Annotated in this window: 28 protein-coding genes; 15 read left to right on the top strand and 13 right to left on the bottom strand. The window is 54.4% G+C overall.

The features are described 5' to 3' along the window. Window positions 1-49 precede the first annotated feature (49 nt). From K0V07_RS12800 to K0V07_RS12775, 6 genes are all read right to left on the bottom strand, one after another. Entirely contained in the window at window positions 50-1837 is a 1788-nt protein-coding gene (locus tag K0V07_RS12800) for a hypothetical protein (protein WP_220621782.1), read from the bottom strand. A 186-nt stretch (window positions 1838-2023) separates the two neighbouring features. Continuing rightward, window positions 2024-2254 carry a hypothetical protein gene (locus K0V07_RS12795; RefSeq protein ID WP_220621781.1) on the bottom strand — a complete coding sequence of 77 codons (231 nt, stop codon included), beginning with the start codon at window positions 2252-2254 and terminating at the stop codon, window positions 2024-2026. Window positions 2255-2424: 170 nt separating this feature from the next. Continuing rightward, the gene (locus K0V07_RS12790; RefSeq protein WP_220621780.1) at window positions 2425-2745 is read right to left on the bottom strand and encodes a hypothetical protein; all 321 of its coding nucleotides are present in this window, start codon (window positions 2743-2745) and stop codon (window positions 2425-2427) included. Continuing rightward, entirely contained in the window at window positions 2712-3749 is a 1038-nt protein-coding gene (locus tag K0V07_RS12785; protein WP_220621779.1) for a hypothetical protein, read from the bottom strand. The genes K0V07_RS12790 and K0V07_RS12785 overlap by 34 nt, the downstream gene beginning before the upstream one ends. A 573-nt stretch (window positions 3750-4322) precedes the next feature. After that, on the bottom strand, window positions 4323-4529 hold the full coding sequence (locus tag K0V07_RS12780; RefSeq protein ID WP_220621778.1) for a hypothetical protein: 207 nt from the start codon (window positions 4527-4529) through the stop codon (window positions 4323-4325). Next, window positions 4526-4924 (bottom strand): hypothetical protein, encoded by a 399-nt coding sequence (locus K0V07_RS12775; RefSeq protein WP_220621777.1) that lies wholly within the window; start codon window positions 4922-4924, stop codon window positions 4526-4528. Before K0V07_RS12775 ends, K0V07_RS12780 begins: the two co-directional genes overlap by 4 nt. Before the next feature lie 619 nt (window positions 4925-5543). Here K0V07_RS12775 and K0V07_RS12770 point away from each other — a divergent pair. Then, window positions 5544-5711 (top strand): hypothetical protein, encoded by a 168-nt coding sequence (locus K0V07_RS12770; RefSeq protein WP_220621776.1) that lies wholly within the window; start codon window positions 5544-5546, stop codon window positions 5709-5711. 122 nt (window positions 5712-5833) lie between these two features. On the opposite strand, the gene K0V07_RS12765 is transcribed toward K0V07_RS12770, so the two are convergent. After that, window positions 5834-5986 (bottom strand): hypothetical protein, encoded by a 153-nt coding sequence (locus K0V07_RS12765; protein ID WP_220621775.1) that lies wholly within the window; start codon window positions 5984-5986, stop codon window positions 5834-5836. 166 nt (window positions 5987-6152) lie between these two features. Continuing rightward, on the bottom strand, window positions 6153-6653 hold the full coding sequence (locus K0V07_RS12760; RefSeq protein WP_220621774.1) for a DUF2726 domain-containing protein: 501 nt from the start codon (window positions 6651-6653) through the stop codon (window positions 6153-6155). A gap of 63 nt (window positions 6654-6716) precedes the next feature. On the opposite strand from K0V07_RS12760, the gene K0V07_RS12755 reads away from it, so the two are divergent. The 13 genes from K0V07_RS12755 (at window position 6717) to K0V07_RS12705 (ending at window position 13926) form a co-directional block, all read left to right on the top strand. After that, entirely contained in the window at window positions 6717-7064 is a 348-nt protein-coding gene (locus tag K0V07_RS12755; RefSeq protein WP_220621773.1) for a hypothetical protein, read from the top strand. Window positions 7065-7456: 392 nt separating this feature from the next. Then, window positions 7457-7591: a hypothetical protein gene (locus K0V07_RS16555; protein ID WP_255567978.1), complete on the top strand. Its 135-nt coding sequence runs from the start codon at window positions 7457-7459 to the stop codon at window positions 7589-7591. 21 nt (window positions 7592-7612) lie between these two features. Then, a complete protein-coding gene (locus tag K0V07_RS12750) occupies window positions 7613-7858 on the top strand; it encodes a hypothetical protein (RefSeq protein WP_220621772.1) in 246 nt (81 codons plus the stop codon). A gap of 55 nt (window positions 7859-7913) precedes the next feature. Beyond that, window positions 7914-8048, top strand: a complete 135-nt coding sequence (locus K0V07_RS16550; RefSeq protein ID WP_255567977.1) for a hypothetical protein — start codon at window positions 7914-7916, stop codon at window positions 8046-8048. Beyond that, window positions 8045-9343 (top strand): hypothetical protein, encoded by a 1299-nt coding sequence (locus K0V07_RS12745; RefSeq protein WP_220621771.1) that lies wholly within the window; start codon window positions 8045-8047, stop codon window positions 9341-9343. The genes K0V07_RS16550 and K0V07_RS12745 overlap by 4 nt, the downstream gene beginning before the upstream one ends. Beyond that, entirely contained in the window at window positions 9340-9696 is a 357-nt protein-coding gene (locus K0V07_RS12740) for a hypothetical protein (RefSeq protein ID WP_220621770.1), read from the top strand. Before K0V07_RS12745 ends, K0V07_RS12740 begins: the two co-directional genes overlap by 4 nt. Continuing rightward, window positions 9693-10883 (top strand): zonular occludens toxin domain-containing protein, encoded by a 1191-nt coding sequence (locus tag K0V07_RS12735; RefSeq protein WP_220621769.1) that lies wholly within the window; start codon window positions 9693-9695, stop codon window positions 10881-10883. The genes K0V07_RS12740 and K0V07_RS12735 overlap by 4 nt, the downstream gene beginning before the upstream one ends. Further along, window positions 10861-11193: a hypothetical protein gene (locus K0V07_RS12730; RefSeq protein WP_220621768.1), complete on the top strand. Its 333-nt coding sequence runs from the start codon at window positions 10861-10863 to the stop codon at window positions 11191-11193. Before K0V07_RS12735 ends, K0V07_RS12730 begins: the two co-directional genes overlap by 23 nt. A 549-nt stretch (window positions 11194-11742) precedes the next feature. Beyond that, entirely contained in the window at window positions 11743-12462 is a 720-nt protein-coding gene (locus tag K0V07_RS12725) for a hypothetical protein (protein WP_220621767.1), read from the top strand. Beyond that, window positions 12449-12712, top strand: coding sequence for a hypothetical protein (locus tag K0V07_RS12720; RefSeq protein WP_220621766.1), 264 nt, complete (start codon window positions 12449-12451; stop codon window positions 12710-12712). Before K0V07_RS12725 ends, K0V07_RS12720 begins: the two co-directional genes overlap by 14 nt. A gap of 85 nt (window positions 12713-12797) precedes the next feature. Next, window positions 12798-13136 carry a hypothetical protein gene (locus K0V07_RS12715; protein WP_220621765.1) on the top strand — a complete coding sequence of 113 codons (339 nt, stop codon included), beginning with the start codon at window positions 12798-12800 and terminating at the stop codon, window positions 13134-13136. Between the two features lie 11 nt (window positions 13137-13147). After that, complete coding sequence (locus K0V07_RS12710; RefSeq protein WP_220621764.1) at window positions 13148-13348, top strand: hypothetical protein; 201 nt, start codon at window positions 13148-13150, stop codon at window positions 13346-13348. 32 nt (window positions 13349-13380) lie between these two features. Then, window positions 13381-13926 carry a HepT-like ribonuclease domain-containing protein gene (locus tag K0V07_RS12705; RefSeq protein WP_220621763.1) on the top strand — a complete coding sequence of 182 codons (546 nt, stop codon included), beginning with the start codon at window positions 13381-13383 and terminating at the stop codon, window positions 13924-13926. Window positions 13927-14278: 352 nt separating this feature from the next. Here K0V07_RS12705 and lepB read toward each other — a convergent pair whose 3' ends face one another. The 5 genes from lepB to K0V07_RS12675 form a co-directional block, all read right to left on the bottom strand. After that, window positions 14279-15628, bottom strand: coding sequence for a signal peptidase I (lepB, locus tag K0V07_RS12695; protein ID WP_220621761.1), 1350 nt, complete (start codon window positions 15626-15628; stop codon window positions 14279-14281). A gap of 9 nt (window positions 15629-15637) precedes the next feature. Further along, complete coding sequence (lepA, locus tag K0V07_RS12690; RefSeq protein ID WP_255567976.1) at window positions 15638-17434, bottom strand: translation elongation factor 4; 1797 nt, start codon at window positions 17432-17434, stop codon at window positions 15638-15640. Window positions 17435-17450: 16 nt separating this feature from the next. Further along, on the bottom strand, window positions 17451-18362 hold the full coding sequence (gene fabD, locus K0V07_RS12685; protein ID WP_220621760.1) for an ACP S-malonyltransferase: 912 nt from the start codon (window positions 18360-18362) through the stop codon (window positions 17451-17453). A gap of 64 nt (window positions 18363-18426) precedes the next feature. Further along, a complete protein-coding gene (locus tag K0V07_RS12680; protein WP_220621759.1) occupies window positions 18427-19338 on the bottom strand; it encodes a TerB family tellurite resistance protein in 912 nt (303 codons plus the stop codon). A 55-nt stretch (window positions 19339-19393) separates the two neighbouring features. After that, window positions 19394-20320, bottom strand: coding sequence for a tyrosine-type recombinase/integrase (locus K0V07_RS12675; RefSeq protein ID WP_220621758.1), 927 nt, complete (start codon window positions 20318-20320; stop codon window positions 19394-19396). A gap of 99 nt (window positions 20321-20419) precedes the next feature. On the opposite strand from K0V07_RS12675, the gene K0V07_RS12670 reads away from it, so the two are divergent. Next, window positions 20420-21061, top strand: coding sequence for an HAD hydrolase-like protein (locus K0V07_RS12670; protein WP_220621757.1), 642 nt, complete (start codon window positions 20420-20422; stop codon window positions 21059-21061). Window positions 21062-21183 lie beyond the last annotated feature (122 nt).

Below are 21183 nucleotides of genomic sequence, written 5' to 3'. Positions count from 1 at the left end.
AGAGACTGCGCCGCCGTCAATGAGGTTTCTGTATCCATATTTCAATACATTAAAAGTTTACAGTGCGACCGATGGCATTACCGGTAAGACCAGAAACGAAGGCGATAGCCAGCATGCCGACTTGAACCGTTGCAGTCTTAAAGATAGCGGCCAGAGGCAAAAACATATCCATGAAATCATAAGCCAGCCCTAATGGGCCGGTGAATTGAACATTAGCCGTAACGGCTGACATAATATCCATACTGCCGTCAGACAAAGTGCCTACACGACTGTCTAAATACCCGATCAACGCGCCAGCCAAGACAACGAAGATGGCCATAACAGCAGCGCCAACAGTCCAAGTTTTGATTTGTGGAGCTAGAGGGACAACATTCTCAGGACCAGTGACAGGAGGTGCAGGAATTACCTTGAACCAGTTTGGGACTTCACCTCTCACAATCTTGATACCGTCAACGATGAACCAAACAACGATAAGCCAGAGAATGACCTCACGGACAATAGTCGCGGCCGTCACAAGCGACGGAGGCAAGGCCGTCATAGGGTTGAAGTCGATAATGCCAAACCCAGCAATATCGACTTGAAAGTCTCCATCAGCACTACCAGACCCACCAACAGAGCCCGGGCTCAAATTGTCCCAACCTTCGGCCAAGCCATCACCATAGCTTTCGCCGTCAGAGACAAGATCGTCTGACATTGAATCATAGTCATTGGTATCCCCGTCGTCAGGGAAGAAGAAACTAACCAACTTCTTGACCTTATCCCACAGACTACTTTCAGAACCGTCTTCCTCAGTACCATAAAGAGCATCACGCGTTTCCTGCTGAGACTGGCTAATTTCACCTAAAGTACCGTCAATGTTTGATAGCTCTGAATTGGATATGTCGAGCTTAGCCTGTGTTTGATCGTGCTCCTGTTTCTGGGAGTTCCAGAGACTGTCTTGCTGTTTAAGGGCTTCTTTGTGTCTTGCTTCCTGATTTTCGTCCAGCGTGAGGGTATCAACGACCGTTGTTCTATCTTCAGACTCAATATCGTTGTCATGCACAATTGTCACATCACCGTTAGAATCCGTTTTCTTGAGCGATATATCATCGTCAAGCCATGGCACGTCATTTTCTTCACTATCTACGACCTGCACAAGTGTAGAGTTTCCATCATAAACAAGATCAGGATCACCCTCATCTAATTGGTAAATGTAAATCTTAAACGCACGATCCTTATCCTGCGCACCTACAGTAAAAGACTCACCCGGACCAAGCTCTACCTGTCTCGTTTCGCTGGTCCCGTCCTCATAGACGATAGTATAAACATAAGTTTGAGTCTCGTCTGTGCCATTATGAATTTGCTGTGACTGCCCGGTATGGACTTCAGCAAAGCCATCAGGATAAGACGGGTCTGGATCGGGATCAGGATCAGGATCGGGGTCAGTAGTTTCGCCAGAATAATTAGCGGTAATGTACATGTAAACATCACCGGGATTTGTTCCGTTACCGCTAAAGAAAATATTGAACGACCAAGTACCTGCAGTAGTCGCTAAGGACGTGTCGTGCTCGTACTGTGTGACAGTCACATCGACCGCTGCGTCGGTATGGGTAAGTACAACATTGTCAACCCGAAGCATATAATAGCTAGAGGTCGTGTGCCATGTTTTGGTTTCCCCGTCAGTAAAGGTAAATGCCCCTCTTTGCCAGTCATCACCTTGGAAGTGTTCGACGGTACTAGGGCGGCCACCATAGTAACCGTATGCGTCAACATTAACGGTGATAGTCTGAGCGGACAGGCTCAGAGCACCCAGAAGAAATACCAAACAACCGGTAAAATAGCTCCTGAAAGATAACATAGAATTGCCTCTGTTACGAAGTTGACCGCCAGTGCCGGAGCAACCATTAGCCCAGTGCTGGCCTCTACGCTGAGACTCAAAAAGAAGAAAGCGCAGAAGCAGAAAAACAAGCGGAGGATATAAGGTTTCACAGTAGAAGAAATAAAAGCCGGAGAGGGAATACCCCTCCGGCCAGACGATTGACGATTAAGAGCCCTTGCGAGCGAACTTCATAGCCATCTTGATCAGGAACACCGTGACCGCCACACCGGCGACGGTGATACCGATGCCGGTGGCGCCGTCGATACCGTTCTGAAGATCGCCAAGGGGATCGGCAGATTCAGCATGTGCAGCAGCAGTCATGCAAACAGTACCCCCACCGATAAGGTAGGCGCGCTTCATGCCGTTAACACTCAGGATATTTTTGATTTTATGCATTGTTTCAGTAGTTTGATGGTTTTGTTTTCGTTTCCCGGCCACATGGCCGAAAGTGTATTGATTTCTAAATACAGGGGCAGTTATCCACAGTTAACATGCCCCTTTAACAAGGAAAGGGGCCGCGCCCGTGCCGCACAGGCCGCAAGCGGCCTGTACAGCACTCGGGCGCGTCAGATTTTCGATTCGAGAGCACCGTTGAGGCAGAGAATTCCATTGTCCTGCATGCTAGGAGTAATCGAAAAACGACGTACAGAGCCTTGGACCGGAATCGGAGGCAAAGGGCCATCGTCACCCCGACGAGACTCTGTCATGACAACAGGCTTGCCGTGACACAGGAGCGTTGTCTTTTGCAAATGATAAGGGCGTTCGCCCTTTTCCTTGCGAGTGATACCCTTGATTGTCTCTGTTTGGAGAACAATCCCTTCAATAAAGGCTGACCCTACGGCCAGAGGTGCAGTCAGTTCATTTGTAGGCTTTGATTCGTTAGGCATTGGTTTAGTCTTTCTTGTGTAGTTACTAGTTCATGGGCAGAGCGGATTTTGACATGCTCATTGCCCGAAAGCATTTCAACGGATTCGCGTACCAGAAGATCAGTGAAGCCAGTGTTGCTATAAACCCGGTATCGCCGGGAGTGCTTACCGTCAGTGTAGCGAACAGAAATTGAGCGCCCCCAGTTCACTATTCTCTCTCCAATCGTAGGGGATTTTTCTTCCTTACGCGTTTTATGTTTTCCGGCGGGAGGACGCCTAGAAATGGGGGCGCAATTGGTATAAAAATGCGGCGAGGGCTGCCATACGCGGATTCTCACGCGGTTTAGAATCCATTCGGGGAGGTCCACAAATTTAGTAACATACTTAAGCGCATATTCGAGAGTGGCACCTTTGATGCGACGGACGTTAGTACGGCCTTTGCCCCATGCCTCATGAATGAAGCGCATAGTCTCGTAGGAGAACTTTTTGCGGTAAAGGAATGGGATATGAAAATGCGGCCAACCGTCTTCATGCACTTCCAGCTTTGTCGCGTGGGGGCATTCGTCTTCAGTAACACCAAGATACTTGCGAAGGAGCATCATGAATTTGCGAATATGCTCCCTGCCGATTTCAAAAGCGCGATCAGGATCGGGATAGCGCTCCCGGTCAAAGGTGAGGGTAATAAAACGAGAATCGGTTAGATTAGGGATGCCCTTCTTCTCGATTTCTTTGAGCTTCTTTTTCGCACCGTAAGAGGTCCACCAGTTCGCAGGCTCATAGCGTGTAAGGATAACCTCACGAGTATCAGAGTCAGATTCGAAGTCTTCCAATTGCTGACGGATAGCGGATTGTCGAATCTCATTTGTGCAGAAAGGATCATCATATTGGGGCTCACATTCGGGAGGATAGCGCCATGCCGTGAGCCGTGCCCGACGCGCTTCCTTCTCCTGCTTAGCTTCGACACATGCGACCGGATTAGACCGTTGCGAAGGATGGAGTAGGGGACTTTGATGGGGCTTGCTCACGCTCGCCCCCCTTTGGTCCGCTTCGCCGTCCCAAAGTGTTCTAGCGGGCAAGGCTGAGTACAGCCTTGCAAGTGGGTGGATGGCGGGAGGAGTGGGGAGCCTGATAAATCAGGCTCAAAAGGAAAAACAGTAGATAGAGCAGGGGAACAAGCTAAAGCTTGTTCAGTCAGTGATGGCGGGAGACCCGCCTTCGGCTGGTGGCCTCTATTGAGTGTGAGTGTCACAAGACGCCAACGAGCAAGACGGAGGCGATAGGCCAAGGTATCACGACGGAAGCGGACCGGCGACTTGCGGCGAGGCAACACCGCGAGCAGCGATTGAGGGGTGAGACACGTATGAGCAGAGTTCATGCCTCACCCCCGTTACCACTTGCGGACCGACGAACCGATGCCAGCCCGCTAGAAGGGTCTGCCGGATACAGCAAAATTTGAGTTTCAATGAACACAAGGAGTTCATCCCGCATAGCCTCTAGAGCACATTCACCCATGCAACCGAAGGAATGCGATAGGCCACAGTGAACCCTGTTAACCTGCTCACGGACAGCTTCCAAAGCCGATAGGGCATTGCACGTGCTCATGACTCACCCCCATCTGCTTTCGCTTCTTTGGCCTCAATTTCACGAAATACCGCGCTGGGGAGTACGCCCCAAAATGCACAGACGCCCATGAACTCTCGTACGCAAATTTCCTCGTGCTCGACAGCAAAACTCAACTCTGCTACCGCGTCGTCCAGACGTTTCTGGTATTCAGCCTCGCAGGAATATTTGGGTTCAATATTCATGACTCGGGCTCCTCCTTAATTTCCCTGTAATCCGAATCGTCGAACTGTGGGACGACAAACCCGCGAGAAACCTCAAGCCCTGTATTCAAGAGGCATTCAATCACTTCTGCGTCTGACGGATCATGCAACCGGGCAAGAACAATTCCGTCCCCCGCCGCGCTTGTATCTAAATTGACTTCACAGAAGTGTCTCCCATCAGGATCACCCGCATCTGGCTTCATGGGGCCGTAGACGCTGAAGCGATAAATCTTTGACAGTGGAACGCCACTAACGGCAGCTTCTGGCTTATGAGAGAACACAGAGCAGCGCCCCGTGCGGGTAAAGAATTTATGTAGAATGCTCATGCCACGGCCTTTCCCTTGGACTTGAACTTGCGGCAGCGAAGCGACCGCCATAGAGGTATCGATTGAATCTTGGAGTCCCCGAGCATGGCTGCCGCAGTCCTAAAGCCGGAGTACGATCCGAAGTGGATGCCTTCCCTATAGTCTAAATCCCTATCGTTTGTTCGTTCACATGCGCGAAACTCGCGGAGAGCTGAAGCCGCATTACGGCGTAATCTCAGAATTAGGTTTCTTGTCTCGGTGGTCATTTCGGTTCCTTCGGTTGAGTGGTTTGTCTTGTCCTAACGTATTACAGAGTGGTAAAAGTAAGGCCCCGCAGGTAGCAGCCTACGGAACCCATTAATCACGCCATTAGCCATGCATGAAATTGTAAGCCCAGAATTCCCTTGGAAATTGATGATCGGACTTGTCGTCGGAGTCTTCTTATTCGCCGGAACAGTCATGTTCCTTGTCGCGAAGTTCTTGATTCTACCCAACGCACGGAAGGGACAGAAAATCCTACAGGGACGATTTAAAGCTGATGACGAGACGAAGCGGCCCGAGTAGGGGGAGAGTCGTTTCTGGTGATTGAGCTTCATCTGATGGCGTCTTATGCCATTGACTATGAGATGGCATAAGACGCCGGTCAATCTGTTTGACTCCTATTTAAAAACGTATAAGGGTACCTAACATTATGTCAGGTAGCAGAGGCAAAGACTCAGACCATATCGGCGTGATTATCAGCAAGGAATTGAAGGCCAAAGTGCGTGAAGTTGCGGCCAAGGAAGACCGCACAATGTCGCAGTGGATTGCCTTGCTTGTTCGCGAAGAAGTGGAGAAGCGCCTTAAAAAGGCTTCGTAACCAACGGGTTAGGGGATTCCTTAAACCCTGAAAAACCAGCGCAATAATTTAGACATAATATTTATTGTGCGAATTATACGGTATTTAAAAAATCCCGTTAAACGGCTCAATCCCTTTAACGGTCAGCTCTTGGGGGCCATCGATTCGAGTGCTCGTTCGGCAAGAAAACGCATCCAGTTGGAGGCAGAACGTCCGTCCCTGCGGGCGGCTTCTTCGATGCGTTTTTTGAATTTCTTGTCCACGACTACTTGAATCTTGGCCGAGTCTTTACCCATGGTTCCCGGCATCAGTTCAGTGAGGCTTATACTATAGGGAGTAATTGTCAATCTGCTTTACGTCAGGCGTATGTAAGCCCAGTCTCGATACATAAGGCTGATGTACGCCTAACATCTAAGTTAACCTCGCCACCCTACTGATGACACCTAGACAAGCAGAGACGCCTTACAGCTTCGGCGGCATTAATGGCAGTTTAGCCCGGATTTCCTCTGGGGTCATCTTGCTAGCGTCTCCGATAACATGGATCAGCGGTATTCCTGCCGCGCTGAAAACGCTATCAACGAATTGGTCTCTCTGCTTTCGATCTTCTCTCTGGTGCGACGAGTCGTCCAGTTCGACCGCAAAGGCTATTTCGCTAGATCCTCGCGTGATTACGAAATCGACGTGTTTCCGGTCCGTACGGGCCCGCATCGAGCCGTATGCTTTACGGTCCTGCGTTTTCTTTAAGCGGATTAAGTCGGCCAAGCGAACCTTACTATGGATGTGCATGCCCTCGGGTAAGCACTGCGTTAGCAGATCAAACAGCACGCATTCATGCTTTGTCAGCAGCCAGTGGCGGGATTCTGCAAGGTCAGCTTTAGGTGGGCCTTTCTCCTTTTTGAGCAACTCCCCGAGAACGGCGACCACGCCCATTATTACGGCCAATCCGATGATGATGTAGAGCATCTATAACGGATTAGAGAAGAGCTTTTCAAACGTCAACAAACCACTCAACCGAAGGAACCGAAAATGAGCATTCTGCATAAATTCTTTGCCCGCACGGGGCGCTGCTCTGTTTTTTCTCACAAGCCAGAAGCTGCCGTCAGCGGCATTCCATTATCAAAGATTTATCGCTTCGGCGTCTACGGCCCCATGAAGCCAGATGCGGGTGATCCTGATAGGAGGCACTTCTGTGAGATCAATTTAGATACAAGCGCGGCGGGCGACGGAATTGTTCTTGCCCGGTTGCATGATCCGTCAGACGCAGTAGTGATTGAATGCCTCTTGAATACAGGGCTTGAGGTTTCTCGTGGGTTTGTCGTCCCGCCGTTCGATGATTCGGACTATAGGGAAATTGAGGAGGAGTCTCAGTCATGAGCATTCGCAATACCCTATTGGCTTTAGAGTCCGTCCGTGAGCAGGTGAACAGGGGTCACTGCGGCCTATCTCATTCTTTCGGCTGCATGGGCGAATGTGCTCTAGAGGCTATGCGAGATGAACTCCTTTCGGCCATAGATGCTGAAATTTTGCTCCTCCCTGTGGATGTGCAAACGTCGGGACCTTCGACGGGGGGCGGGCAATGAGTGGTATCAAGCCCGTCTCCACTGCCCGTCTTCCGCGCATGTTTATGCGTTCGGAACCCCGCGACAAAACGGTCTGTTTCGTCCTGACGGATCGCGAGCGTAAGCAGCTTAAAGCTTTGGCTAAGTCTCAAGGGCAAACGGTCTCGGCCCTCTGCTCTGAATGGATAATAGAAAGGATGAGTGGCCATGCCTTATGAAGCTGCCGACTTTTTCGCGGATGTCTCCAAGTGGGCGGCATTCTACGGGGCCGTTTGGACCTCTCAGGTTATCATTCGCTTTCTCAAACGCATGTTCGATGCCTCGTCGGACCTTGTCGGTTAAACCCAAACAGAAAGAGGAATCATGAAAAACAGTAACTGGAAAAAGAAGCTCATCGCAGCCGGTATCGGTCTGGCAAGCGGTGTTACCATCGCCAACGCTCAGGAGGCCGGCGGCCTCGACCTCTCCGCTATCACGGACGGCCTGAGCGGTGAAGTCTCCGGCATCCTGACTGCCGGTCTGGCTATCGGCGGTGCTGCGGTCGTCCTGATGGCTGCGCCCAAGGGTGTGCGCTTCGTCAAGAAGATGTGGGGCGCAATCGCTGGTTAATCAACCGGGGAGGGGTCGGAAGCACGCCCGGCCCCCTCCCCTGCTTTTTGTTGCCATGGACGAACTCCAAACCCTGCAGGAAATCCTGCCCCAGATGCACACGCTCAATGCGCAAACGCGGGGCATGTGGACCTCTGAGGTAGCGGCAACGATCATCCTTATCTGGGCAATCTTCTGGTCACGTCTATGAAGCATCTGATCCCATTGCTGCTCTGCTGTCTGGTGACCTCATTGTCTGCTCAGACAATAGCCGTTAGGGTCGACGCTTACGGCTATTACGGCGGACGCCCGAATGCCGTTGAGCATTTTCAGGGTGATGATTGGCAGCGTGGAACATTCACCTTTTCCGACGGAGAAACAAAGACGTGGCACACGACCTCTAGCTATTACGCGCTACGCGTCGACAACGTTGTTCTTACCTATGGCGATACGCAGGTAGACTCAGCGATCACGCAGAGCCACCAGTCCACATCGATCATTAACGATGATGGCACATGGTCCTTTGATATTTATTTAAGCGGAAACGGCACCAATCCGGGTGATGTTTCCATGGAAATTACCGCGCATTTTTCCAACGCCCCAGACCCTGATCCCGACCCGGACCCCGACCCGGACCCCGACCCTGATCCGGACCCGGATAACGACGCAGGACAGAGTGAGGCACACGGCACCATCACGAATAACACCGACGAGACCCAGACTTACTTTTGGCAAATTACCTATGAGGACGGTACTACGCAGACCGGCACCGTTGTTCTTGGACCCGGTAAAAGCGCAACAATTTCAGGTGGCTTGTCTGATCAGCCGTACACGATGAGCATTTACCAGCAAATTGACGAAGGCCCCTTACGGATTGTGGATCAGTGGGAATCGTCTGAGGTCGAATCAGGCGGCAGCACCTCTGGCAATACACCTAGTGTAACCGATGAAGACGGCAACGTGACGACCGATGACACCGGCCACATAGTGACGCAATTGGAGCAAATCAAAAACATCGAGGAGACAGCTAACGACAAGCTCGATGAACAGATAGACAACCAAGAAGAGCAGATTGCCAATCAGGATGAACAGATCGAGAACCAAGAAGAGCAGATTGCCAATCAGCAAGACCTCATCGGCGGCCTCGATGAGCTGGGCGAGAAGATCGGCGAGGCCGGGGACGGATCATCTATCATTGGTGATCAGTTCGAAACCGGTCCCGATTGGGATAACCTCGATACCGGGGGCATCGACAATGTTGACGGGATGGTCGATAGCGTGATTGGTAAGCTTCCTTCGCTGGAGGCTTTGCCCTCTGTATCCGGTCGCAACTACGTTTACAACATCGATGCCGGTGAGCTCATGGGGCTTCAGTTGGCCTTTGATTTGGATCTGTCCGGGTACACGCAACCGATTGAGTTGATACGACTGCTTGAGGAGGCGCTTGTCATTATCATGTTCGCCGTGGCGATCATTAAGAACGTTCGCGGAGGGTTCGCCGGATGAGCATTCTAGGTGGATTCGAGGATCTGATCAGTTGGCTGAATAAGCTGTATCTGCCCATTAAGCTGATATTCGCGCCAGTCATCGGCTTTCTGACCGTCGTCTATGCCTTGGTTTCGTTCGGCATGTCGATGCTGCAAAAGCTCCTGTTCTGGGTGGATGAGGAAATTGCCGGGCTCGATTTAACAGTGGGTTCTCACCACCTAAACACCGTGGCAAGCGACTTCTGGACCACCGTAAACACGTTCATTCCTGTGGATACGATCTTTGCTCTATCGATGGTCATTTTCGCCCTCAAGTTCGTGATGACCATTGTTCGTGTAGTTAAATCTTGGATACCGACTGTTTCAGGATGAAAGACGCAATCTTCAGAGTCTTTGCCGGTACGCTCGGCAGTTATAAATCCTACCACGGGGTTGTTGAAATCCTGGAGACGTTGGAGCGTGGCGCTATCGTCATGACCAACATTGAACTGCGTTGGGATCGGATCAAATACTACTTCGAAGACGAAAAAGACCTGATCCTGGACGATAAGCAATATGTTCACATTGACCCCGAGCGGGCATCGTCCTTTGTCGATCTGCTGGTCAAGGGTGAGCGAGATAAGCCCAATAAACTGATTATCGACGAGGCCGGTTTGTCGCATAACACGATGGACAAACAGAAGATGGACCGGGCCGTCTTGGAGATGATCGCTCACGCTCGAAAGCTCTTTATCGACACGGTTTTCATCTCGCATGACTTCCACGATATTTTAGCGCAAATCCGCAAAAAGGCGCAAAGCGTCATGTGGTTTCGGGACCTGCAGAAAATCAAATGGCTGGGGATCGGATTACCCTTGCCCATGTATATTTGGGCCGAGGTGGACGCCCGCAACCCGAAGCTCAAATATGACTCCGCGTGGCGCTGGAAACAGAAGTTCATTTATCGGCTCTATGTCTCGCATGACATCCAGTCGAAATCTTTAGAGGTCATCGCCTCCAAGCCACAGATCGAGCTCAAGAAGGTCGAGCGGCCATTGACGCGGGCCGACATCATTAAGCGGACCTCCAAACGCTGGGTGCGTCGTCTGGTCTACGGGGGAGCCATGGCCGGGGCCGGGATGCTCTTTGCCGGTCAATCACACTCCGAGCCTCTAGCGACGCCTGCACCGGTTGGAATCTCAGCTGAGGATTCGACGAAACCTCAAGTGGCTGACGTTAAACATATTGCTGAAGCGCAAATTCCCAAATCGGAAAAACCGGACCGCTCGATTGTCTCGGTTTCGTTCATGGGCCGAGCCAAGGCCTTACCGGTGCAGCGAGCGGACCAGCTCGGTTACTGCACCTTTGACTTTGTGTCTATCCGTCTTGGGGACGGTCGCCAGATCAGCCAGAGCCACCCGGACTTTGGGGGCTTCCGACGTGCCGACAATACCGCGCTGATCGCTGGCGAGGTCTACACCTATATCCCGCCACAGGAAACTTTCCCGGCTGCAGACCAGCTGGGCCAACCAAAATCAATCCAACTACTCAAAGAAAATGAAACAGTTAGTAATCCGTGACGAAAACATCGAGGTCCAGCACTCCCCCGCTTCCGAAAAGGACGGGCGTAAGTTCCCGGCTTCGATCATGACCACCATCGCCGCCAGCGGCTTTGATTCGCAGCTGTCGTTTATGGCTCCGGCCACGCCTGAGGCGCTTAAGCTGCTGGGGATCGAGGAGCCCGGCTCCCGTGCCCGCCACAAGGTCAAGGAGGCCATTTGGGTGATTGCTCCGGGCTTCGGTCAGAAAAACTTCTCGAAGATCCGTGCGGACTCCCTGCAGAAGTTCGACGCAAAGCCCTACGTCGAGAACCCGCTCGCAGCTGCGTGATGGTTCGGGACTTGGGCAGTTCATTCGGGGAGGTCGGGCCTATGGGTTCGGCCTCTCTGTCTTTGGGCCTCGCCACCACCAATAGAGGCCACCAGCCGAAGGCGGGTCTCCCGTCATCACCGGCTGACCTGGCTCTAGCCAGGTCCCCTGACCATCTACTGTTTTATCCCCTACTGAAAAAGCTGTACTCGGCTTTTGCTCACCCGTGGCGGTCACGCCACGTCAAACCCCTGAAAACGGCTCAGAAGGGCCGTAAAGCGCGCCATTTGGCCACTGCTGTGACTGATGGCAAAAGAAAAGCCCGACCTGCGCTAACAAGTCGGACCTCAAAAGAAAACTTAGGAAGAATTTTCGATGCCAGACCCTGTACATTTGCCATGCAATGTCAAGTCTCGAACGAAAGAGGGACGCCCCGAAACGCCAGCCGCAGCGGCCCCGCCGCGCGGCGGCGATTCGGGCGCGGCCCTTCCTTGTCTAGAAACAAACAACTCAATCCAAACCTACAGGCCGACCGCACAAAAAGCCTCTAAATTGATCATCGCTGAGGCCGTGCTAGAGCTAGCAAAAACCGAGGGTATAGAGACACTTCTGTTCGGGACCCTGACCTTTCCCCGACCTGTCACGCTGAAGGAAGCGCAAAAGGCCTGGAATAGTGCGTCCTCCAATACCCTGCGCCCTGCTATCTCGAAGGGGCTAAAGGTCCTGGAGCCCCACAAGTCCCTGCGCCCTCATTACCATGTCGTGCTTTCGACCGGTGAGGATGTCAGGAGTGGCTTTGACTTCGAGGCGTACCATCGCGCCAAGGCTCACCACTGGGCCAGCGCTGAGGGCCGCAAGGCTACCCGCGAGTATGGACGCTCCGCCAATGAGAACCTGCGTGGCTGGTGGATGTTCTTCCGGAGATTCGAGCGGTACGGCTTCGGTCGCACGGAGGCCATACCGATCTACAAGGCCGGAGAAGCGGCGGCAGAGTACGCGAGCAAGTACGTTTCCAAGGAGGACCGACCGGTAGAGTTCAAGGGCGCTCGTCTCTACAGCGCTATCAACTGGAAGCCGTCCACACGGCGGGGCTTTGGCTTCGTGGACTCGGGCCGTGCTTGGCGGCTGGCGGTCGCGCGCATCGCTAAGGACATGGGCTTTACCTCTGAGGGGGATTTCCGGCGCGAGTTCGGCTCAAACTGGGCTTGGGGCCTGCGCGGGACCATCTTCAGCATTGCCGAGGAAATTAAGGCCGAATATCGAGCCAAGGCTGAAAATGTCACAGCGTGAGTTTGAGTTTATCCAGGAGTACGCCTACGAGTTCGACGAGCGGCGCAGGATCGTATGGGGCAACAGAAAGCGCCTAAAGGTCGATGAAGTCTATAAGGTCATCCCGGACCACCTGTCCGACTCCCCTGCCCTCTATGCCCCCAACCGCCGAGAAGCCCGCATGCTCGCCCTCCGCTGCTCAGCCATGCCGGGTAAGGGCTTTGTGCTGGTGTTCAAGGGGCCGGAATACGTCGAGCGGATGAAGGTTTAACGATGTATATGGGACAATTGATTGTTTACAACAACACTTGACTAGTTATCATATATTCAGTCGATATAAGATCTATTAAACCATTATGTTTATTGAAGCACAAACGAAAGAAATTGTATCAGCCAACATATTGGAGGTTACAGCAGGGACTAACTCATATCAAGGAGGCAACTACAGCCATGGAGGAAGAACTCTTTTTCGGCTAAAAGACTTAGCCTGCACATATTGGTCCATTAAGGTTGATGGTGTTTCAACAAATCATCCGTCTGAAATAGAAATTGTTCTAGGAGGTGATTGTGAGGCGGAAACATTTCTTGAGGCGCTAGAGTTCACGTCAAGAGTGTTGAGAGAAAAACTTCGCTCAACTGATGTTGGCCATGGCAAGATAGGATATTCTACCATTAATGCCGATATCCACGAATAATATCTTTTACCATGAATATGCCGAGACGACCAGAAGCTTATATTGGACTGTATACGCAGGATAGTGACAATCCAGATATTTATACCGTTCAAGTCAGAGATACTGAAGGTGGCCATGAATTGCCGATTCCCGCATCTCAATATATAAATGACGGGCACCGCCCTTACATAGATGAGCTGCCAGATGTCAAAGACTATAAAAAAGAACTATAGTTGTGACGTACTAATCCAAGCAACAACCGCCAATGGATACCCTAACTTTTATATCGCGCATCGTTAATTCACTGGCATGGCCATTGGCTGTAGTAATAATTACATATCTTTTTAGACGGGATTTTTCGGCACTCATCAAAAGGGTTAATGCTTTTAAACATAGAGACACTGAGCTTCGATTTCGTGAAGAGCTAGAGCACGCTGCAGATAAAGCAAGCGGAGGGCACACTAATGAAAAAGCATTCTTGCAGGATCCTGTATCTGAAAAAGTTTTTGCCATTTTGGAAATTAGCCCAGGAGCAGCAGTGATCTCGGCATGGATAGAATTTGAAAATGCTGCAGTAGAGGCAATAGGTGCTGAAACCCCATTAGCTCCACATAAGCTATTTGCGCAACTGAGGGAGGCTCACCTGCTTGATCCCAATGATTATATATTTCTACAGACACTCAGGAGATTGAGAAACGCTGCTGTACATGACTACGATTATTTGCTCGATTATGAAACTGCATACAAGGCATGCACGGCTTTGCTTGCTCTTTCTTGGGAGTTAAAACACAAGGATTTAAACAATTCCTAGCCCAACATTCCCGCCACACAGGATTAAGAAATCTAATGCCGTGAGGCGTGGACATTCGCGGGGCTGGCGGGTAGAATATAGGGCTTCGCTCGTGCTGCATGGGGATTTCTGAATCCTAGAGCACCTATTTATTGTGCGAATAATGTACAGTTCGGGAAATCCCGCAAGGCTCGCAAGCCGTTGCGGGTCAACCTTTAGCACCGTGCTGTTCAAGCAGCTGGGAAATGTGGAAACGAACCCAGTTCGATTCCGTCCGACCTTCCGATCGGGCCACCTCTTTTAAGCGTTCTTTCATTTCCTTAGGTACAACTGCCTGAATGACGGCTGAGTCCTTGCCGCGCCCCACAGCAATCTACTCGGCGATGCCCCAGCGGTGGGTGAACGGATAGAAGATGAAGACTGCCTTGCCGACGACGTCGTCCTCGGGGACGAAGTTAATCGGCTGGCCCTGCTTCTTATGCTCGTAGGCGTACGGGGTCGCTCTCTGGTTGCTACCCCAGCCGCGGCTGTCGTAGCTGTAGGGCGAGTTGTCACCCATGGCGAAGAAATAGCCCGGCGGGATTTTCTCGACGGTTCCCTCGTCGAGCCAGCCCATGTAGGTGTAGCCCGGATATTCGTCCTCTTGCTTAAAATTCTTCTCAAAGGCGTCCGCACCGGTGATCGGCTCATTGTTGCGATACAACATGGGCGGGCGCACCTCCAGGGTGTCGCCAGGCAGCCCGACGAGGCGCTTGATGTAGTATTTGTCGTCCGGCGTACCATCGGCGGCCTGCAGACCCTCGATATGGTTGGTGCGAAAGACGAAGGGATCACCCACCTCGGGCTCGAAGAAATTATAGCTGAAGCGGTCGACGAAGAGCATGTCGCCGGTCAGGATATCGAAGTCCAGAGCAGGCTCACCCAGCTGCACGGAATGATCGGAAAGAATCGTCTGCAGACCGGATTTCAGGCGCTGGACGTTCTCCTGGCTGAGGTCGTGATAAAGGTCCGAGAGCGTCTTTTCACCCGGGAAAAAGGCCTCGGCTACCACATCATCGAGATTGAAGTCCAGCGGCACATCGACATGGAACGGCCGACCATCCACGGCAAAGGTGTAGCGCCGCAGCTGTGTGGGCAGCAGTACGAATTTGCGTCCCTTGACCACTTCAAAGGCAATTTGACCGCTGAGGCCATAGTTGTTCGGAGTGCGGTCGGTAAACAGCGGGATCTCGACGCGGCCAGTCGCAGGGGCATTGGAGACGTAGTGGCTGGCACCATAGGCGGCGAGTCGGAAGAGCTCCTCGGGCTTCGAGGGAGCGCCCTCCCCCAGCGGGTACACCTCACCGATCATGCCCGCATAGGTCGGGTACATGGAGTTGGTCGGGATCTTGAAAGGCTGCAGGAAAAAGCTGCGCACGCCGATGGCCAGGATGGCCGCGACGAGGATCATCTCGATATTCTCAGAGAGAAACGTGACCGGATAGATCGTGCCGCCGTGAGGCTTGAGGCACGTATCCAGATTTTTCATACACCGTTTGATCTGCTCCGGGTCGGCGGGCTTGGCGGTGAGTGCGGCGATGAGGGCCTCTTGATCCCTGCGGATGGCCTCGACTGCTTTCTCACCGATGACGTCCGAGCGGTAGTTGATGACCTTCTCGGCGAGCTGCACCAGATGGCGCCCCTCTTTTTGCAGCTTTTTTCCCGGTTTGCTAAACAGTCCCATGGCGGCGGATCAATTGGTGGTTTTCAGAATTTTCACGAAGGCATCCTGCGGGATGGCGACCTTACCGATCTGCTTCATACGCTTCTTACCTTCCTTCTGCTTTTCGAGCAGTTTACGCTTACGGGTGATGTCCCCGCCGTAGCACTTGGCGGTGACGTCCTTGCGCATGGCGCTGACGTCCGCGCGGGCCAGGATGCGGCCGTAGACGGCGGCCTGGATGGCGATCTTGAACATCTGGCGCGGCAGGATCTCCTTCAAGCGCTCGCAAAGTGCCCTGCCCTTACCCACGGCCTTGTCCCGGTGGACGATGCTTGAAAAGGCGTCCACGGACTCGGCGTTAACGAGGATGTCGAGCTTCACCAGGTCGGAAGGCGTGTAGCCGTTGAGCTCGTAGTCCATGGAGCCATAGCCGCGGGTGATGCTCTTGAGGCGGTCGTTGAAGTCGACGAGGATCTCGTTCAGCGGCAAGTCTGCACTGAGCATGACGCGGGTGTCGTCCACCGTCTCCGTGTGGTCGCAGACACCGCGCTTTTCAGAGATGAGCGCGAGCATGTCGCCGATGGACTCGGTGGGCGTATGAATGGTGGCCCGGATCATGGGCTCCTCGATGGAGTCGATCTCGGAGGGGTCCGGCAGAAACTGCGGGTTGTCGACCTCGATCATTTCGCCGTCAGTCTTGACGACCTTGTAGACGACGCTCGGATAGGTGGAAATGATGTCCAGGTCGTACTCACGACGCAGGCGCTCCTGTACGATCTCCATGTGGAGCAGGCCGAGGAAGCCGCAGCGGAAGCCGAAGCCGAGCGCCACGGAGCTCTCGGACTGGTAGACGAGCGCGGCGTCGTTGATCTGGAGCTTGGCCATGCTGGCCTTGAGCTTGTCGTAGTCGCTGGTGTCGATCGGGTACAGGCCGCTGAAGACCATGGGGCGCACCTCTTTGTAGCCAGGCAGCATCTTGTCAGCCGGATCAGTGGCCTGCGTGATGGTGTCACCGATCTTGATGTCGGCCAGATCCTTGATGCTGGTGACGATGTAGCCGGTACGGCCTGCGCTGAGGGTCTTCTCGGGGAGCATCTTCGGGGAGAAGCGGCCCACCTCCTTGACCACGGCCTTTTGGCCGGTACCCATCATGATGATTTCGTCGCCGGGCTTGACCGAGCCGGAAAAGACCCGCACGTAGCAGATGACGCCCTTGTAGCTGTCGTAGACGTTGTCAAAGACCAGCACGCGGGTGTGGTCATTGTCCGTCCAGCGGGGCGAAGGCAGACGCGTGACGACGGCCTCCAGGATGTCATCGATACCGATGCCGGACTTACCGCTGGCCTGGATCGCCTCCTCGCGGGGGATGGCCAGGATGTCCTCGATCTGCTGCTCGACCAGCTCAGGATGTGCGCCGGGCAGGTCGATTTTATTAATGACGGGAATGATCTCCAGCCCCTGCTCGATGGCGAGGTTGGCGTTGGCCACGGTCTGGGCCTCTACGCCCTGAGCCGCGTCAATGAGCAGCAGCGCCCCCTCACAGGCAGCCAGGCTGCGCGAGACCTCGTAGGAGAAGTCCACGTGTCCGGGCGTGTCGATGAGGTTCAGCAGATACTCATTGCCTCCGTGCTTGTAGAGCATGGAGACAGGGTGCGACTTGATGGTGATACCACGCTCGCGCTCCAGGTCCATCGAGTCCAGGAGCTGCTCCTGCATCTCGCGCTTTTGCACGGTCTGGGTGCTCTCAAGCAGTCGGTCCGACAAGGTGGTCTTGCCGTGGTCGACGTGCGCGATGATGCAGAAATTGCGGATGTGGTCGGTATTCAAGATAGAAGCGATGGAATTAGGCCAGCGGAAGTTCTTCGTAGGTGCTCAGCGAGGTGACCTTGATGTCGCGGTCAATACGCTTGGCGAGACCGGCGAGCGTGCCGCCGGGGCCACACTCGTAGTATTCGCTGATGCCGAGCTCTTTCATAGCGAGCTGGCAGTCGGTCCAGCGGACGGTCGAGGTGACCTGATCCACGAGGGCCTGCTTGATCTGCTCGGGGTCTTCGATGCGTGTACCCAGTGCATTAGAGAAGACCGGGACGGCGGGCGAGCTGAAGGACGGGAGCGACTTCAGGAAAGCTTCAAACTTTTCGGCAGCGGGCTTCATCAGGCGGCTGTGGTAGGCACCGGCGACCTTGAGCGGGACGGCCATTTTAAAACCGGCTTCCTTGGCCTTACCGACGGCGGCCTTGACCTTTTCGGTTTCGCCGGAGAGCACGCTCTGGCCGGGGCAGTTGAGGTTACCCAGGTCCACGTCGAACTCAGCGGCGAGCGCCTCGGCCTTTTCCACGTCCCCGCCAATTAGGCTGGCCATGGTGCCCTCGGTGGCTTCGCAGCACTCCTGCATGAGGCGGCCGCGCTCGGCCACGATACGCAGCCCGGTTTCAAAGTCGTAGACACCGGCCACGGCGTAGGCGGTGAGCTCACCCAGACTAAGGCCGGCGGCAGCACCGACCTCGGGGAGCTTACCGGCTTCACGCAGGGCAGCCACGATGCTGTAGCCGTGCACATAGAGCGCGGGCTGGCAGACCTTGGTTTCGGTCAGTTCGTTTTCGGGGCCTTCGAAGCAGAGCTGCTTCAGGTCGAAGGGCAAGACGTCCTTAGCCTGGTCAAAGCACGCGCGGGCCGCGGCTGAGTTTTCGTACAGCGATTTGCCCATGCCAACCTGCTGGGCGCCTTGTCCGGAAAATATGAAACCGAATGCCATAAAGATGAGGCATTGCATCGAAACCTGAGCCGATGGGAAGGAAAAAACGCCGAATACCTCGGGATTATGCCTCCTGCCGCTCCAGTCCGCGCTCAAGAGCAGCCTGGAAATGCTGCTGGTCGAAGCGCAGATCGGCGGCAATGCGCATGATTATGTCGATTTCCTCCGCGTCCAGCTCGCCATCCGCGGTACCCACGTCAAAGAGCACATCCAGGAATCCGATCCGCTCCTCCTCGGTTGTGACCTCATAGAACCAGCGACAGACACGGATCAGGTCGAGGTCCTCAATCTTGTCCGACAGCGAGACCTGCACGACGAATTGCGCCTTGGGCTCGCTCAGCCCCCATGCGGTGCAAAGGTACTTCTCGGCGGTGAGGATTTCGTTTTCGTCCACCTTGCCGTCCGCCTGGATGACAAAAAACAACAGAATCCCTGCCAGACTGAGGCGGCGAAGCTCCTCGGGGTCGATGGCACGCCCGTGCTCCCCTGCCCTCAGGTTGCCCATTCGGGACTCCAGAAAGACCTGAGCCTCGCCCAAGCGACGAAGTTGCTCGTCATCGCCAGCCTTCAGGCGCTCCTGCAGGGGCTTTTGGATGAGGCCGTACATGCACAGCAGTGCCTCATCGCCAACGCGATCGATACACTCCTGCAGGCTGGCCAGTGTCGATGCCAGCGGCGGCTCTCCAGCGGCCCCCTCACCGGTGACGCGCTCCAGCGCATAGGCGGCAAACGTCATCGCATCCTCGGAGTCGAGCAGCTTGATGAGCTTGCGTTGAAATGATTCCGCCCGCTTGGCAGAAACCGGCTTCTCCAGCAGTTCCTCCAGCTCATCCCAGTCGCTCTCCGAAAGCGAGGGCAGCTGAAAGAGCAGGTCCTTCAGGGCATCGGTTTCGCTCTCCTGCAGGGAGCCTTGCGTCCAGGCCGCGGCGATAAAGACACGGGCAAGGGCTTTGGCGATAGGCGTTTCTCGCTGCATAAAAAGAGATCGAAGGCGTAAGAGAGACTGACAGTAGCAGGCGGCTGGTTGTTCCTCAGGCGCGCGGATGTGCCTTGCGGTGCATGTCCTTGAGCCGGGCCACGCTGACGTGGGTATAGATTTGAGTGGTGGAGAGGCTGGTGTGCCCCAACAACTCCTGAACCAGACGCAGATCAGCGCCATTGTCAAGGAGGTGGGTGGCATAACTGTGCCGGATTTTATGGGGGGTCAGGTCGTGCGGAAGCCCGGCCAGATCGAGGTACTTCTTGAGCATGAGCTGGATGCGTCGCACAGAGAGGCGCCTGCCCTGCTCGGTGACTAAAACCGGGTCCTTGGGGCCGCTGTGCCGGGCAAACTGCGACCGGAAGGCCTTCACGCATGCGAGGGCGACTTCGCCGATCGGGCACAGCCGCTCCTTGCTGCCCTTACCACGGATGCGGGCGACCCCGCTTTGCTCATCGATTTGGCCGTAGTTTAGGTCCGAAAGCTCGCTGACACGAAAGCCGCCGCCGTAGAGCAGCTCCATCACGAGGCGGTCCCGCAGAGCCGTAAAGGGCTCGATGGCCTCGTTTTCGAGCAGTCGTGTCGGCCCGGCCAAAAGCAGCGCGATCTGTTTTTCGGTTAAAAACTTCGGGAGGGTCTTTTCCTGCCGGGGGCCTGTAATGCCCGCGAGCGGGCTGGCCGTGATCCTGCCTTCGCGCAGTTGGTAGCGGTAATAGGCGCGCAGGGCCGAGAGGTGGAGGTTCACGGTACGGCGTCCAAACTCGGCCGTGAGGTCCATCAGGTAGCGTCGCAGGTGACGAGACTCCAGGGACAGCGGGCCTTGCGTGCCGGGCTGTGTCTGCAGCCAGCCCGTAAAGCGTTCCAGTGCCTGACGATAGTTGCGCACCGTGCGCTCCGAATAACGCTTGTGCTCAGCCAGGTGGCGGAGGAACTCCTGCGCCTCGGCAGGTAAAACGGGGGCTTCCGGTTGGTCGCTCAAGATACCTTTTACGTTAGTGGAGCATGCCTATGTCGCAAGTCTGTAACAGCGTGCTTTTTGTGTCGCCGAGTTATGGCGAGGCGTTAGCTTGACGGTACCGTGAGCAGCCATTCTGCAGCCGAGACCTGCCTGATTTTCGACTTCGACGGAACCGTGGCCAATACCCTCGATTTGGGGAGGGAGATTTTTAATGCCATGGCCGACAAGTACGGCTACCGCCCGGTCGCACCGGAGGAGTTGGAGAAACTTCGCGACCTGACGACCTCGCAGTTCGTCAAGCACCAGCAAGTCCCCCGCCTGAAGCTCCCGGCCATCCTCTCCGAGGGTAAGCGCATGCTGGCCGAGCGGATGGAGGATATCCGCCCGATCGAGGGCATGGATGTCGTGCTACCCGTGCTGCGCAAGCACTGGGACGTGCTGGGGATTTTGACCTCCAACGACAAGGTCAACGTGCGGACCTTTCTCCGTCAGCACGACCTCGACTTTTTCGACTTCGTCAGCACCGTGCCGAAGCTCTCCGGTAAGGCCAAAAGCCTGAAGGCGATTATGCGCACATTTACACTCACTCCCTCCGAGGTGTGTTTCGTCGGGGACGAGTCGCGCGACATGAAAGCTGCCCGCAAGGTCGATGTCACGGGCGCAGGTGTCCTCTGGGGAGCTAATACGAAAAAGGCCCTGAAACTCCACGAGCCCAAGTACATCCTCTCCCGCCCGTCGGAGCTGCTGGATGTCGCGCTCTGAGCAGGAGGACTTTCTGTCTGCTCAGAGGACAATTGCTCAGCAACTCATCCAAGCGTAATCGCCACCCTTTCAGGGGTGCCCTTCGTTGAGAGGTGAAACTGCCAAAGTGATCCGCGAGGATC

It is taken from the genome of Ruficoccus sp. ZRK36 (genome assembly GCF_019603315.1).
Lineage (GTDB): Bacteria > Verrucomicrobiota > Verrucomicrobiia > Opitutales > Cerasicoccaceae > Ruficoccus.
The sequence above is the reverse complement of the archived record's forward strand: the minus strand, read 5'-3'. Positions and strand labels throughout refer to the sequence as shown.

Excerpts from the sequence above, each read along its gene's own strand:
- K0V07_RS12735 (WP_220621769.1), top strand. The coding sequence starts at position 9,693 with ATGAAAGACGCAATCTTCAGAGTCTTTGCCGGTACGCTCGGCAGTTAT.
- K0V07_RS12770 (WP_220621776.1), top strand. The coding sequence starts at position 5,544 with ATGTCAGGTAGCAGAGGCAAAGACTCAGACCATATCGGCGTGATTATC.
- K0V07_RS16550 (WP_255567977.1), top strand. The coding sequence starts at position 7,914 with ATGGACGAACTCCAAACCCTGCAGGAAATCCTGCCCCAGATGCACACG.
- K0V07_RS12745 (WP_220621771.1), top strand. The coding sequence starts at position 8,045 with ATGAAGCATCTGATCCCATTGCTGCTCTGCTGTCTGGTGACCTCATTG.
- K0V07_RS12680 (WP_220621759.1), bottom strand. The coding sequence starts at position 19,338 with ATGCAGCGAGAAACGCCTATCGCCAAAGCCCTTGCCCGTGTCTTTATC.
- K0V07_RS12720 (WP_220621766.1), top strand. The coding sequence starts at position 12,449 with ATGTCACAGCGTGAGTTTGAGTTTATCCAGGAGTACGCCTACGAGTTC.
- K0V07_RS12710 (WP_220621764.1), top strand. The coding sequence starts at position 13,148 with ATGAATATGCCGAGACGACCAGAAGCTTATATTGGACTGTATACGCAG.
- K0V07_RS12755 (WP_220621773.1), top strand. The coding sequence starts at position 6,717 with ATGAGCATTCTGCATAAATTCTTTGCCCGCACGGGGCGCTGCTCTGTT.
- fabD (WP_220621760.1), bottom strand. The coding sequence starts at position 18,362 with ATGGCATTCGGTTTCATATTTTCCGGACAAGGCGCCCAGCAGGTTGGC.
- K0V07_RS12715 (WP_220621765.1), top strand. The coding sequence starts at position 12,798 with ATGTTTATTGAAGCACAAACGAAAGAAATTGTATCAGCCAACATATTG.
- K0V07_RS12780 (WP_220621778.1), bottom strand. The coding sequence starts at position 4,529 with ATGAATATTGAACCCAAATATTCCTGCGAGGCTGAATACCAGAAACGT.
- K0V07_RS12705 (WP_220621763.1), top strand. The coding sequence starts at position 13,381 with ATGGATACCCTAACTTTTATATCGCGCATCGTTAATTCACTGGCATGG.
- K0V07_RS12740 (WP_220621770.1), top strand. The coding sequence starts at position 9,340 with ATGAGCATTCTAGGTGGATTCGAGGATCTGATCAGTTGGCTGAATAAG.
- K0V07_RS12800 (WP_220621782.1), bottom strand. The coding sequence starts at position 1,837 with ATGTTATCTTTCAGGAGCTATTTTACCGGTTGTTTGGTATTTCTTCTG.
- K0V07_RS12730 (WP_220621768.1), top strand. The coding sequence starts at position 10,861 with ATGAAACAGTTAGTAATCCGTGACGAAAACATCGAGGTCCAGCACTCC.
- K0V07_RS12775 (WP_220621777.1), bottom strand. The coding sequence starts at position 4,924 with ATGGCGGTCGCTTCGCTGCCGCAAGTTCAAGTCCAAGGGAAAGGCCGT.
- K0V07_RS12795 (WP_220621781.1), bottom strand. The coding sequence starts at position 2,254 with ATGCATAAAATCAAAAATATCCTGAGTGTTAACGGCATGAAGCGCGCC.
- K0V07_RS12750 (WP_220621772.1), top strand. The coding sequence starts at position 7,613 with ATGAAAAACAGTAACTGGAAAAAGAAGCTCATCGCAGCCGGTATCGGT.
- lepB (WP_220621761.1), bottom strand. The coding sequence starts at position 15,628 with ATGGGACTGTTTAGCAAACCGGGAAAAAAGCTGCAAAAAGAGGGGCGC.
- K0V07_RS12765 (WP_220621775.1), bottom strand. The coding sequence starts at position 5,986 with ATGGGTAAAGACTCGGCCAAGATTCAAGTAGTCGTGGACAAGAAATTC.
- K0V07_RS12760 (WP_220621774.1), bottom strand. The coding sequence starts at position 6,653 with ATGCTCTACATCATCATCGGATTGGCCGTAATAATGGGCGTGGTCGCC.
- K0V07_RS12790 (WP_220621780.1), bottom strand. The coding sequence starts at position 2,745 with ATGCCTAACGAATCAAAGCCTACAAATGAACTGACTGCACCTCTGGCC.
- K0V07_RS16555 (WP_255567978.1), top strand. The coding sequence starts at position 7,457 with ATGCCTTATGAAGCTGCCGACTTTTTCGCGGATGTCTCCAAGTGGGCG.